The sequence below is a fragment of the Curtobacterium sp. ME-Dv--P-122a genome, from assembly GCF_030209645.1.
In the GTDB taxonomy this organism is placed as follows: domain Bacteria; phylum Actinomycetota; class Actinomycetes; order Actinomycetales; family Microbacteriaceae; genus Curtobacterium; species Curtobacterium flaccumfaciens.
In genome coordinates this window covers 479,838-492,448 of the sequence record NZ_JARVRO010000006.1, presented here as the reverse complement: position 1 = coordinate 492,448, position 12,611 = coordinate 479,838, and the positions used below count along the sequence as shown (strand labels likewise).

The following is a 12,611-nucleotide window of genomic DNA, read 5'->3' as shown; positions in this document are numbered from 1 at the left end:
CGAGACCGCCGTGGAACCGTCGAAACCGCGACAAGATGTTCGGTCAGATCGAGAGACACGGGCGGCGTCGCCGAGACTCGTGAGCCGAGTTGGTGACGAGGAGTGAGTCCGTCGACACATGCTGTCGACGCACTCTTTACTTGTCGCCAACTGCGGCTCGCGAGACTCGCCGTCAGCCCGCCTGTCACTCGACTTGACCGAATATCTTGTCGCCGATTCGCGTGCAGCCGCTCCGGGTCTGGAAGGGCACCCGTGCACGGCGGTATAGGTGCTCAGGCCTTGTGAACGGTTGCCTGCTCGCGTCCGTTCGCGGTGCGTCCGCGCGAAAATCCTGGGCGTACCTTTAGCTGCTGATAACAGCCATCGAGCCGGCGTCATCCCCCCTCATCGCTGAGTGGCGGCCGGGGTGTCACGTCCATAGAAGATTCGCGGGGCCGGCGCGTCAGATTTCCCGCGCCGTGCCGCGACCGCGATCAAGTGAGAGGATGAGCGCTCCCAATGGTGAACCGAGCCCATACCGCTCACGCGGTTCGCCCTTCGGAACGAGCTTTCTCGCGTCGTGAAGGAGCAACTACCTTGGGTCGACGTTCACCGCGATTTGCCCACGTTCCACTGTGGGGAGCTGTAACGGCTGCCCGAACACGCGAGACGTACAGCTGGCGATCGCTTCGCGGAGATACGGAAAGACTGTCATGACACCGACTTCGTTCGTGAAGAGCTGAAGCGTGCGGACGCTGGGTTGGTGCCCGTTGAGGAGCGCGTATTCCCCAGCAACGCTGGCCGTGGCAGAGCCAACGGAGATGGCGACGTTCGCAACAAGGCGTACGCCGAAACTGTCATCGTCCCGGCGCTGTTCGACGGTGATCGACAACTCCGCATCCTCCGGCCCCTCCGACACCTTTGGGGCAGCATCGGCCCGCTGAGCGGACAGCTCGTAGTACTCGACGCTGCGCAACTCGGAGTTCGCGATGAGGTCCTTCACGGCCGCGACGTCGTCCCCGCTCAACTCATTGTCGGTCATCCGACGAGGGCGAAGTCGGTCCGCTTGCTGTTGACCCATCCCGCACCGGCCAGGTTCTTCTCCACCGGCGCGAACTCGGCATGCAGCGACGCCGGCTGGATTTCGACGTTTGACTCCCACCGCGTAGACGACGCGATCCACACGGACTGACCGATGTCGCGCGTGACACGGTGCTCAACAAGGGCTCCGACAGCGTTCGCATACTGACGCAGCGTTGACTGCTTCGGGTCGGCGTCGTAGCGCTCGAGCTTGTGTATGGCTTGCTGCGAAACGCCGACCAAGTCCGCGACCTGTTGCTGGGTCATGCCGGACTCGCGGCGCAGTCTCACGAGAGCAGCACGAAGTTCGCGGTCTTCACGGGCGAGGACCTTCGCGCGCGCACGCGTCAGGCGGAGGTTCAGCGCCGGCAAGACCCGTTCGAGGATCGAGGGCATGTCCGGAACTATAGCCGCACAACCTGGAAGTTGTTCAAGCCCCAGTTTTCGTCCAGGCTGTGGGGCGCCCGGAGTCGTAACGGTCGGCCGCGGCTTCGATCTGAGCTTGCTGGTCCGCGCTGGTCGTCTTGATATGGCGGTGCACAGCTACCAGCTGTAGCGGTAGTTCTGATGGCTCGCCGTGGTAGAACCTCAGTTTTTTCGACAACGTCGTGTGCCGCAGCTCGTAGATCTCCGGGTCCTCGCGAATCGGCTTGATAGGCGTCCGTTCGTCCCCTGAGTCCTCGAGGCCCCCCTTAGCCGCGGCATCGAAGAGGTCGTCGATCTCGCCCTCGGCAACTGCGCGGGCGAAGGGACGCAACGACCCCAACCAGTCCCGTAGATCACTGACCTCTTCATCGTTATCGTCGACGTAGTCCAACCAGGCGTACGGCGCAGCGGAGGGGTCGCAACAGCGAGACTCGGACCCTCGTCTCCAAGCTGCGCTCATGTTCTGATCGTAACTGCCAGAGACGACACTGCAGAGTCGCTCGAGCCTGACTGCTGCGCCTTTGCGTGCCGCGTAGACGAGACCACCACGTGGTGCGCGGACGAACCGTGCGCTTGGGGCTCCCGGTTGCGGCGGGGCGAAGAACACGGCTATGTGCTCGTGACTTCGCCGGGGTGCGCCGCTTTGTGACGGCAATCAACGACGAGGGGCCGTAGGTTGCCGGGCAACCAGAGCCGCAGATGAGTCTTAGTCGTAGAAGCGACGTGCATAGTCAATGCGTGAGTCCCAATCGATTACGGTGCGGGGCCGTCCACTCGGCACGGGATGCGCGGCTAGGGCCCATCGGACGTGACGTGGGCTGCGATGCAAGTCGATCGCCAGATGAGTGAGCGCATACTCGCCTGCACGGACCCGATCGTGGAGCTGAGTCAGGTCGATGTCGTCGAGTTCCGGCGAGAGCGGCGAACCGGCTGGTCTCCATCGTGGTGGCGCCCAGACAACGGGTTCGTCCTCGAACGCGCGAATGTGCCCAACCTCGGGGAACGTGCCCACCATGCGGTGTTTCGGGAGCCAGGCCGTGAGGTAGTCGTCGATCGCGGTTTGGAGCTCCGCGCTCATCGTGGTGAGGAAGCGGGTGTAGTCGGCCGCGTCTGCGGTACCGGGTTCAAACTGGAGGTGCTGCGGAAGGTCACGGGTGCCGGCGGCGGTGAGTCGTAGCCACGCGTAGCGCTGAGCGTTCAGCACCCTTCTGCCTCGGCCGGGGGCCTCTCCGACGCTGCTACTCAGCAGACGCCAGTCCGCCTCGGGGAGCAGCCCGCTCCACCTCAGGTATCGGCGCGCCACGTAGTTGATGGGCGACGGGTTGAGACGGAGCCATCCTGCTAGCTCTCCGAGTTGCCGGAGCACTGCGGTCGCCTGTTCAGGAGTCCCAAGCATCGACGGCCTGAGCTTGCGGCCGATCCCGGCGATTCGCTCGATACCGCCTTCGGCTCCGACGCCGGCGACGCGAAGCGCGTCCGCGAGTCCGCGCTGTAACGCGGAGGGGTCGGTGACGTTGTCGACGCCGAGGGGGTTTGCCCAGGTGGGCCACATCAGAGGTGGGATGAGGACGTCGGTCAGGGGTTGCTCGGTCGCCAGGGCACGGGCGTTCCACGACCATTCGGTGCGCTCGATCCGCGGGTCCGGCTCTGCAAGAGCAACGATGATTTCCGCAAAGCCGGGCGAAACGGCTGTGGCGTGAACGAGCCGTTGCATGTCGGGAAGGTCGCCGTCGAGCGCGCGGAGGACTCTTCCTCGCATGGGCGCGCCGACCCCCGGCCAGAACTCGAGGAGGTGCGATGCGCTGCCGGGGCCCGATAGCTCCTGGGTTGTGCGAACGGGTCGCGAGAACGTGATGCGCCGGATCGTCCTGCTGACCTCGGGCTCGGGGTCAGTTGCGAGGCGGTGCGCGGCGCCGATGAGGGCGCTCATTGCGAGCGCGTCGCGAGGCGGGGTGGTGCCGATCCGTTCGGTGTCCTCGAAGAGCCCCACGAGCGCGTCTCGTGGGATATCCGACAGGCTGCTCACAAGGTCGATATCTCGCGCTCCGAGAAGTGCGATAGCGATGCCGCGAAGCGTGCTCGTATCGATGACACGTCGGCGTCGATCTGTTTCAACCCAGGCCTTCGATAGCGCGATCTGGGCCCGATACGCAGGGCTCGAGTCGAGAACCGGTGCTTCAGTCCAGCCGGCGGTAAGGGTGTGACCGCAGATGCCTCCGAAGGGGAGCGCAGCGTGGCACTGGTTCGGGTTACGGCTCTCGACCTCCATGACGTTGGCTTCGATGATCGGGCTACTGCACGCGGGGCAGTCATCGCGAAGGGGCGTGTGGTGCTTCAGGCAGAGGAAGGCCCACCATGTGCGCCAGTAGGTGTAGTAGACGCCGGGTCGTTCCGCGAGACACTCTGCGCAGTACCTCGTCCCGCCGCCTCGAGTCCAGATATGTGACTGGGAAGGCTTCCCGTCCGGGCGTATCGCGACGAGGCCCGGCGCGAGGTGCGACATCACAGTTGTCTGAAGCAGCTTCGGGTCGCAGTCGAGCCCGGCCGCGATGCCTGTGGTGGCTTTCGGATGGAGCACGTTTGGCAGCCGGTCCCGGAACGTGCGGGGGAGGTCATACAAGCCGCACCAATGGGCAATGACGACCGCCGGCTGACCGTAGAAGTACCCGATCCGGCGGAAGAGGCTCGGCAACCATTCGTGCTCGAACACCGTGATCGTAGTTCCCAGTGGACGGACGTCTTCGGCGCCGATCTTGTAGGGCTGGTTCGGCGCGCGGGTCATACTGCCCATGCCGGCCAGTCGGTGGACCACGAGAGCCGGCCCGACTCCCAGAGCCGAATACGCTCATGTCGGCCCTGCGCTACGCGGTCTTCCACGCCGCCGTCATCGAGCAGCGCCCGTGTGATGCGCTGAGATGGGGTTCGCATCGCCCCGATGCAGGCGTCGGTGACGAGTGTCGCAAGAGAGTTGGCGTATCCAAGCGTGGACACCCAGAGATATTCTTCGAACTGCTGGCTGAGGACTCGTTCCCCGGGTTCGTGACCCTCGAGCCGCAGTCGGTCGTCCAGCCGGCCCAGGAGCGTTCGCCATTCCTTCACCTGTTGCGGCGTCCGGTGCTCGTACCGTGAGAAGTCGATGAACGCCCAGCGCGCCTCTGATTGCATGCGTGCGGCGTTCTGCGCTGCGGTCTTCTGCCGCCGGAACACGCTGCGCATGTTGTGGCCGCCCATCACGAGCCGGAAACCCTGGTTCTGGAGCGCTTTGAGCGCGTCGTGGAGATATCGCCCGTATTGGCCGTCGTAGTTGACCATCTGCATCTCATCAAGGAAGATCCACCGCACTCCGTGACGCTGCGCGGCCGTGGTGAAGGACGCATGCGGGTCGTCGCCGGTGGGGACGCCGAGACTCGAGCAAAGCGTTCGGAAGAGGGACTTCGGTGTGGGGTTGCCCTGCAGCGAGTGCCAGATGACCGGTCGCCAGGTTGACCGGTACGTCGGGTCGGACTCGACGACACCGTCTTCGAGATCGAGCCGACGGTTCCACGCGGACTCGGTTATGGCCCGCGTCGCGACGTGTTTCAGGAAGAAGGTCTTTCCGACGCCTGACTCACCGGTGATGAAGGGGGCTGCGAGGAGGTCGGGTGCTCGTCCCGGTTTCGGTTCGGGGAGGGCCGCGATGCGCCGTTCGGCGAGGCGGTATTGGCCGGTCCGCATGTAGGGCCATGACTGGTACCACTGCTGCATTCGGCGTTCCCGTCGGCGTCGAGCGTCAGCATCGAGGTGAAGGAAGTCGGCCCGGGTCATCCGGCCGGGGTCGGTGCCGGAGCGCAGTGCGATCTGCTCGACGAAGTCCTGATCGACCGGTGCAAGCAGTCGCCAGCTCCTCTCCGGATGTGGGTCATCGCCGAACAGGTCAACGATCTCGTCTGGCAGCGTGCTGCTCACGCGTACTCCTCGAAGAGGTCCGAGTCGAAGTCGTCAGCGCCCTCGGTCAGGAACTCCATAACGGAGTCCGGCAAGTCCGCTTCCGCGTCGGGCAAGGTTTCGATGCCATTACCTGGGGAGGTGGTGCGCTCCGACCGGACGGTGCCGTGATCAGCGGCGAGGAGCCGATCGAACTGAGCGGCGTACATCTCCTCGTTTCGGGTACTGCCTGCTCGGCGGACAGCAAGGAGGGCGTTCTGGTGGCGCCATGTGGTGACGAGTTCGATGAGCCGCTTCTGCGCTTCTCGAGGTGAGAACGAGCCCGGTTGGATGTGTGCGCGAGCGCGGTCCACGGTGAAGTCGCTGAACGGCTCGGTGTCGTCGTCGAGTCCGACCCAGGGAACTTCCCACGCGTTGCCATCGGGGTCGAAGCAGTACATCCGACGCAGGTCCGATGGGTCGTAGAACATGCGAGCGACGCCGCCTGGTGCCGCTCCGGGAACGGCGAGGAGGGTCTCAAGGATCGGGGCGTGGTAGACGAACTTCTTCCTCGTCACGCCGAACGGACTGATGGCGAGCACGTCACTGTCGAGGAAACGGATCCACTCGTTCCGCCAGGCAGGGATCTCGACGCATCCGTACTCTTCCGCGAGTTCGATCCATCGCGCGTTGGGGCTGATTCGGCGTCCGGTGAGAGCGAGGAGGCCACCGTGTACGGACGTGTTGTGCAGGTCCGTCCATTCGCCGTCGCGGTCGAAGAGCTCTTCCCAGGTCAGGCATGCTTCCCGCTCGGCTGCACTCCCGCGGGTGTCGACTGACCCGGACACGTAGCCCGGCTGTTTCGACTCAAACTTGGTCTTGTCGGTGCCGAAATGCCGCTCGAGCGCAGCCTTCATTCGAGGGTCCGTGACACGAGCTGGTTCCACGTCGATGCCAAGTCGGTGCAGCGCAGCGAGGACCAGCCGGTTGAGGAACTCTGTCCCGTTATCGGTGAGCAGTCTTCGCGGGGGGATCGGGAACCGGGTGATCGAACGAGGGATTCCGGCGAGAGCTCTCGGGTGGGGTTTCCCGTCAACGAGCACGGGTCCTTGGTCGTGGACCATGCTGCGGAAGGCGTCCGCGAGGGCAAGATTCGCAGCGAGCCCACCGACGTTGTTACTGATCGCGCGTCCGGTGATGAGCCGGGAGGCGACATCCATGGTCTTCGTCATCGTCGGGCGGAACGTAGAAGCCTTCGGGTCTGGCGCGTAGGGATCCCAGACGGTGACATTAGATGTCGTGCTGTCAATGAACCACAACTCGCCAGCGCGCTTCGGCAGGCGTCGCTGCAGGGCGGGTTTGGGGCTCTTGGACTTCGTCTGCAGCTCAGCAGTCTTACGGCGTTTCAGCCGAAGGTGCGGTTTCCGTCCGAATACCTCGCTCTGGATGCGGTCGTAGACGCTCTGACTTGGGGCGGTTTCGCCGTGCTCCATCTGCAGCCAGGCGGCGAACAGGACGTACTTGCTCTCCGATGGGAGGTACGAGCCGAACTCACCCTCGGTGAGGAACTCCTCTACCCAGTGCTCCATCCGCGGATGAACGCGGTGCCCGCGATCGGCGAACACGCGACTGTCCAGCAGATTGTCCTCACCGAGCGTCGCGTCGCTCAAGGTGCGTGAGATGTAACGCTGCGCACTTTTCAGATCGACGCCGCGCTGTCGAGCGATCTCTCCAGCGATCGCGCGCTTGCGTCGCTTCTCGTCGAACTTCGCCGGATCCCAGCTCGTTTCGATAGGGGTGTCGGCAGCATCGCCTGGGCGCCGGCCGGTCTCGATCCATGCCAGCAGATCCTTCTTGTCTTGGAAGTTTCGCTTCGCGACCTCGGACAAGTTGTCGTGGATCGCGTCAAGGCGATCGCTGACCATCGGCGGGGCCGCGTCGTCGCGCGACATGAGTGCGGCGACCTCTGCTTCGCGCATCATCGGCGGCGTCGTCCCGGCAGCGTCTCTGAGTTGCACCCATCCGCCGCTGCGCCGTTGAATGACGAGCGGTTGTCCCTCGACGACGACGGTCTCGCCGACCTCCACTGATCGGCGCCACTCAGACTTCGACATCAGCACGCCACACGATGGACATCGAGTCAAACGGGCAAAACATGTCAGTCAAGAGCGTGCGCCGCCACAACATCCGTCGGATCAGCATGAGCGCCCACTCGAGGCGGTACCCGGACGCCTCGAGACGCTCCGCGAGCACCCGCGCAGGTATGGGTTCATCGCAGAGCTCCAGTGCTGCGACGCTCCACGGACCGTACGACTCGTCCGCCACCCTCGCTTCGGTGAGAAGCTCGAGGTTCCGCCGGTACCGGCGCGACATCCCTGTCCACAGTAGGTAGCCCATACCCATTGCGTGGACAGCGGCCTCGACGTGCGGCCGCTTCGTCACCCAGTCCTCGCGGGCTGCGTCTTCGGGAGTCTTGACATCGAGGACGAGAGGGATCCTGCCGGGGCTGAGCGTCACAGCATCAGGGGTGTGGCTCCTGGCTGGTGAATTGACCGGCCAGGTGAGGGTGAACGGTTGGCCAGCGACACGGTGCACCGCAGGGTGGAAGTCGGCGACTGTCATCATGGCGCGCTCGTGGTGCGACTCGCAGCCGACATGGTGGCCGTTCGTGTGCAGCCAGGTTCCGACCGGCTTGTTCTCTTGGCCGAGACGGCGCGCAAAGTCGCGCATGGGCAGCGCAGTCCACAGCGCGCCCTGATCGAAATCGTCGAAGCGGTCGGTGATGACCAGCCGACCGTCGAACGTGTACGAGATCGTGACAACGTCCTGGACACCGACGTCTGGGTCGATCTGGAGGCGACGCCGACCCCTCGAGGGGCTTGTCATCCGCGTCTGCCGCGGATGCCATCGCTCGAAGGACGGCTGGAACACGGGCTTCGAGGTAGGGTCTCCCGCTCCAAACCAGTCTGTGAAGACCACCGTTGGGTCCACACCCTCGAACGGATCGGCGGCGTTAGCTAGATCCTTGCTCGCGGTGCGTCGGACAAGCTCCTCGCCATGATCGCCGGCCCAGTCCGGAGGCGACGAGACCGGTACAACCCGCGGGGGAAATCGGCGCCTCACCAAGGTCCGGCCCGCCCCGAAGGGCTGTCCTACACCAGAAGTAGATCTGGCGAGGCGCGCCTCTGGCTCGCTTCGTAGGTCGATGACGGCCGGTTCTTCACTGAGCGGAGGTGTCTGCACCACAGGCAGAACCTACGAGCTATGCTGTACTTTTACAAGCTACTTTTACTACTTGGTGGAGTTGCTATGACCTTGTGCCTCGCGAGCAGCTCGCACCCAGTTCGAGACCGCTGGCTGGCTCACGCCGACCGCCTCAGCGATCTTCGTCGTCGTCAGCCCAATGGCGTGCGCCTCGATGGCCAGCTCAACCCGTCGCGCTGCACTCTCGCGAAAAAGCGCCTCGGCTTGTCGGAGCTCGTCGAGGAGCTGCTCAGCGCGAGCCTCGTCGGTAACGGTCTTCCGAGGCTTGCCGGCCCGTCGTGGCGGCGTAGGCATGATCATCGCTGTGTTCCGATCTGTGAGACGAGCGTCGGAACGGCACTTGCGCAGCCTGTAGGCACGTGGGAAGATCCGACGCGAATCTCGCTCGGACCTCGGTTCCACGGTGTCAACTTGAGAGGCATGGTGTGCGACCGGCAAGTCGCGCCCAGCATGGTCAACGAAGACCGTTGCTCACCATGCTCGCAAGTCATCGTACTCAGCACCCTTCGGTCACCGACGGTCCGGACCGTCGAGTGCACCCAATGTTGTCACTTCTCCACGTCTACGAGGAGAAACCGACAAGTACCCGTTGGCGAATCACCCATGCCGAGCCGGAGGGCTCGAGTGCAACCGGGCGTTAAGCCAGACCGAAGGACGGCGTCGTTGAATCCAACGATGACCCGAGCCGATGCTGAGAACGCCCGTGGCGAGCACTGAACCGGGTTGCGACGAGGCAGACCGCCTGGCGCGCCTGAATGAGATCCGCGACGTGGCGGTACGGCTCGAGGACCAGGAACCCTCCATCGGAGCCCTTGCACCGCCAGATGCACTTCAGAGGGCCGTCGAGCGTATGGACCCGGGTCGTGCGGGCCGAGCAGACGGCGCGGCCACCCTGGACGGACGGGTAGGGCCGTTCTACGACACCGCTGTCCTACTCGAAACGCTTCAAGAGAGCAGTGTCACGCTTGATGCGCTGGTACGAACCGGCGACGTGCTCGAGGTGATCTCCTCGGACGGCTGCCCGCTCTTTCCCGCCTTCCAGTTCGGGCAGGACGCGCAGCCCCTGCCCCGGCTGCGTGATGTGCTCGCTGAGCTCGATCCGGGACAGGTCGACCCATGGGGTGACGCGGTATGGCTGAATGCACCGGCGGAAGAGCTCGAGGGCGTGAGCCCCGCGACGGCGCTGCGGGCTGGCCGAACGGAAGACGTGGTGCGTCTCGCTCGTGCTGCCGGTTCGTTCCGGTTTGGATGATGCGGCTGACGGGCGGGGCCAGCTGGACCGGAACGCACTTCATCGAGGCCCGGCCGAGGGAGGCTCCACACGAGAGAAGGCGCCCAAGATGACGGACCAACCTGCCGACAACTCGTCAGGTTATGAGGGACACAGCGTTTGTGGCAGTGATGACGTTCGTCAGCACATGCCAGCGCGCGTTTCGGATCCGATCCTCAAAGCTCTACTGCGGGCGATCCAGTCAGGCGAACTGCGGCCCTCCGAAGCGATGGACTACGCATCCGAATACATCGACCACAACCGTCCTCAAACCGCTGACCAGCCGTCGGTAACTCGAGCCGCCGCCCTGGCGGACGCTGCCCTTGGCGCCGAGGGGATCACGGTCATCGACCCCTACGCGCGGCAGCTCGCCCGGTGGGTTGCCGAGGGACGGATGAGCGGTGATGAAGCAGTGGTGTTCATCACGGTCCTGACCGACGTCGATGCCTGCCTTGTCGATCTCGATGCACCTTCCGATCCCGGCTACCAGGTGGAGACAGCGCCTTGGGGTGTTGACCTGCAGGGAGCAGTCGACCGCGGCGACACCGCGCAACTCGACGCGACAGCTCGGGCTTCCAGTGCGATGCGGTGCGACAGGGCGTTCCGACGGGCGGTCGGTGCTTCGGGTCTCGATATCAACCTGGAGCTTCGGGATCAGGCTCTCGTGGAACTCATCCGCGATGTGCTGCGTGGCAAGCGATCCGAAGACAATGCGCTCTCCGCGGGCCTTCGCCACATCCACGACGCGCACCGCACCGGTGGCTGACCAAAACGCCGGCGCCCCGGATTCAGTTGCAGGTTGGGGGGGGGCGGGCTGCCGGAACATGCAGGGCTCGAACGCCTCATCGAGCCGCGCGCTGAGCGCGCGGACGTGAAGACAGCACCACGTCCTAGAACAGTGCGTTTGGCGGGTTTCGACCGAATCGACGGACAGCCCTCGACGTTGTCTCGATAGCCGATCGGCGGTTAAGACGGAACTCAGCTAGCGCCGAACTGTGGGCAGCTTCGTTCGGTGACGTCGTTATTGGTGCGTTGGATGTCGGGTTGCGCCCCGCGGATCTCGGTGGGTGGTTGTCCCGAGGAGCAGCGCACTGCCGCCGATCGCCGCCACCGCTGCGCAGAGCAGCGCGGTGGTCGCGCCGCCCGTTACGTGGAGGAGGGCGGCGCCGACCGCTGGTGCGATCGCGGTCGCGATGGTCACCGGGGCGGCGAAGACCCCGGTGAGGTGTCCTGTGTTCGCTGTGCCCCACCGGTCGACCACGACTGAGGCCTGGATCAACGTGAGGGAGCCGCGGGCCGCGCCGGCGAGGACGGCTAAGCCGATGGCCGCGGGGAGAGCGCCGGCCCCTGCGGCGAAGCCGGCCAGCGCGATCACCGCGACCGCCGCAACCGCGGTGACGGCCGGGACGGTCGTGGTGCCGCGTCCGAACGCGAAGAACGCGCGGCCGGCGACCTGTCCGACGCCGACGAGGCCGAAGGCGGTTGCGGCGGCCGCGGCGGCAAGTCCTGCGCTGGTCAGGAGGGGCACGAGGTTGATGGTCAGGGCGTACAGCGCGAGCGCGAGGCCGGTGACGCCGACCTGCAGGAGCAGGAACGGTCTCGATCGTGCGATCCGGCGGACTCTGAACGGATCAGCGCGCGCGCCTGCCTCAGGTACGCCGTCGATGCGTGGCCACCGACGTGGGAGGACGGTGGCGTGGATCGGGCCCACGGTGACGAGCAGGACTCCGGCGAGGACCAGGAAGCTTCCACGCCATCCGAGGCCGTGCGTGAGGGCGACGGCGATGGGCGCGAAGATCGTCGATGCGAGCCCGGCAGCGAGAGTCACAACGGTCAGAGCAGTGCCACGGCGGGCGCCGAACGTGGTGTTGATGACCGTGAACGCCGCCTGGTACAGGGTCGCGGACTGGCCGAGACCGACGACGCACCATGCTGCGATGAACAGTGGAAACGAGGGTGCGACGGCGACCGCCACGAGGCCGACTGCGCCGACGACTGTCCCGACCGTCATCGTCAGGCGCGGTCCCGCCCGGTCCAGAAGCCGCCCGACCGGGATCCCCGCGGCAGCGGAGAGGATCAACCCGGCCGAGAACGCCGTGGTGATGAGGACCACGGACCATCCGGTGTCCCGCGCGATCGCGGTACTGGTGGCGGGGAGGGCGTAGTACAGCGTTCCCCAGGAGATGACCTGCGACACGGACAAGCCGATCAGCAGGAGCGGGTGCCGGGGCTGGTCAGCCACGGAGTGCTCGGTGTGATCCAGCTCCCGCCCGTACCGAGATCACTGCTGGAGGAGCTCGTGCTGGATGCGATCCGCGACGGCGTCGCGCATCGGGCGGACGTCCTCGGGCGACCAGGAGGAAGGGTCGGGGAAGGACCATTCCAGGACCGTGCCTCGCGGCGTGGCTGGCAGTTCTAGGCCGGGCTTCATTAGCACGACGATGTCGGCGGCCTGGAGGAGTTCCGCGGTGACCTTCCGGGGTGTCCGGTCGGTGATGTCGAGGCCACGTTCCCGAACGGTCGCGGCGATCGAGGGGTTCACTGCCTCGGCCGGCGTGACGCCGGCGGAGGTGGCTGTATACCGCTCGGGTGCGGCGAGCTCGAGGAGGGCTGCGCCGAGCTGGGAGCGGCCGGCGTTGTGCTTGCAGATGAACAGGACGGTGGGCTTGGTCGTCATGCGGGCGTTCCC

General features: G+C 65.4%; 12 protein-coding genes. 2 read left to right on the top strand and 10 right to left on the bottom strand.

The genetic code is table 11. The features are described from left to right. Positions 1-571: 571 nt before the first annotated feature. The 8 genes from QRN49_RS07235 to QRN49_RS17950 form a co-directional block, all read right to left on the bottom strand. Positions 572-1,021 carry a hypothetical protein gene (locus tag QRN49_RS07235; protein WP_214545988.1) on the bottom strand — a complete coding sequence of 150 codons (450 nt, stop codon included), beginning with the start codon at positions 1,019-1,021 and terminating at the stop codon, positions 572-574. Continuing rightward, positions 1,018-1,455 carry a helix-turn-helix domain-containing protein gene (locus QRN49_RS07230; protein ID WP_214545989.1) on the bottom strand — a complete coding sequence of 146 codons (438 nt, stop codon included), beginning with the start codon at positions 1,453-1,455 and terminating at the stop codon, positions 1,018-1,020. The genes QRN49_RS07235 and QRN49_RS07230 overlap by 4 nt, the downstream gene beginning before the upstream one ends. A gap of 34 nt (positions 1,456-1,489) precedes the next feature. Continuing rightward, complete coding sequence (locus QRN49_RS07225) at positions 1,490-1,945, bottom strand: hypothetical protein (protein WP_214545990.1); 456 nt, start codon at positions 1,943-1,945, stop codon at positions 1,490-1,492. A gap of 246 nt (positions 1,946-2,191) precedes the next feature. Beyond that, the gene (locus tag QRN49_RS07220) at positions 2,192-4,276 is read right to left on the bottom strand and encodes a TniQ family protein (RefSeq protein WP_284754870.1); all 2,085 of its coding nucleotides are present in this window, start codon (positions 4,274-4,276) and stop codon (positions 2,192-2,194) included. Further along, positions 4,264-5,430 (bottom strand): AAA family ATPase, encoded by a 1,167-nt coding sequence (locus QRN49_RS07215; protein WP_284754868.1) that lies wholly within the window; start codon positions 5,428-5,430, stop codon positions 4,264-4,266. The genes QRN49_RS07220 and QRN49_RS07215 overlap by 13 nt, the downstream gene beginning before the upstream one ends. Further along, positions 5,427-7,502, bottom strand: a complete 2,076-nt coding sequence (locus tag QRN49_RS07210; protein WP_284754866.1) for a TnsB C-terminal domain-containing protein — start codon at positions 7,500-7,502, stop codon at positions 5,427-5,429. The genes QRN49_RS07215 and QRN49_RS07210 overlap by 4 nt, the downstream gene beginning before the upstream one ends. Continuing rightward, complete coding sequence (locus tag QRN49_RS07205) at positions 7,489-8,367, bottom strand: hypothetical protein (RefSeq protein ID WP_284754864.1); 879 nt, start codon at positions 8,365-8,367, stop codon at positions 7,489-7,491. Before QRN49_RS07205 ends, QRN49_RS07210 begins: the two co-directional genes overlap by 14 nt. Before the next feature lie 312 nt (positions 8,368-8,679). Then, positions 8,680-8,946: a helix-turn-helix domain-containing protein gene (locus tag QRN49_RS17950; protein ID WP_350309129.1), complete on the bottom strand. Its 267-nt coding sequence runs from the start codon at positions 8,944-8,946 to the stop codon at positions 8,680-8,682. Positions 8,947-9,355: 409 nt separating this feature from the next. Here QRN49_RS17950 and QRN49_RS07200 point away from each other — a divergent pair, with 409 nt between their 5' ends. After that, entirely contained in the window at positions 9,356-9,904 is a 549-nt protein-coding gene (locus QRN49_RS07200; protein ID WP_214545996.1) for a hypothetical protein, read from the top strand. A gap of 88 nt (positions 9,905-9,992) precedes the next feature. Next, positions 9,993-10,688, top strand: a complete 696-nt coding sequence (locus QRN49_RS07195; protein ID WP_284754860.1) for a hypothetical protein — start codon at positions 9,993-9,995, stop codon at positions 10,686-10,688. 255 nt (positions 10,689-10,943) lie between these two features. Here QRN49_RS07195 and QRN49_RS07190 read toward each other — a convergent pair whose 3' ends face one another. Together QRN49_RS07190 and QRN49_RS07185 are read right to left on the bottom strand one after the other, a co-directional pair. After that, positions 10,944-12,164 (bottom strand): MFS transporter, encoded by a 1,221-nt coding sequence (locus QRN49_RS07190; protein ID WP_284754858.1) that lies wholly within the window; start codon positions 12,162-12,164, stop codon positions 10,944-10,946. A gap of 39 nt (positions 12,165-12,203) precedes the next feature. Further along, positions 12,204-12,599: an arsenate-mycothiol transferase ArsC gene (locus QRN49_RS07185; RefSeq protein ID WP_284754856.1), complete on the bottom strand. Its 396-nt coding sequence runs from the start codon at positions 12,597-12,599 to the stop codon at positions 12,204-12,206. Positions 12,600-12,611 lie beyond the last annotated feature (12 nt).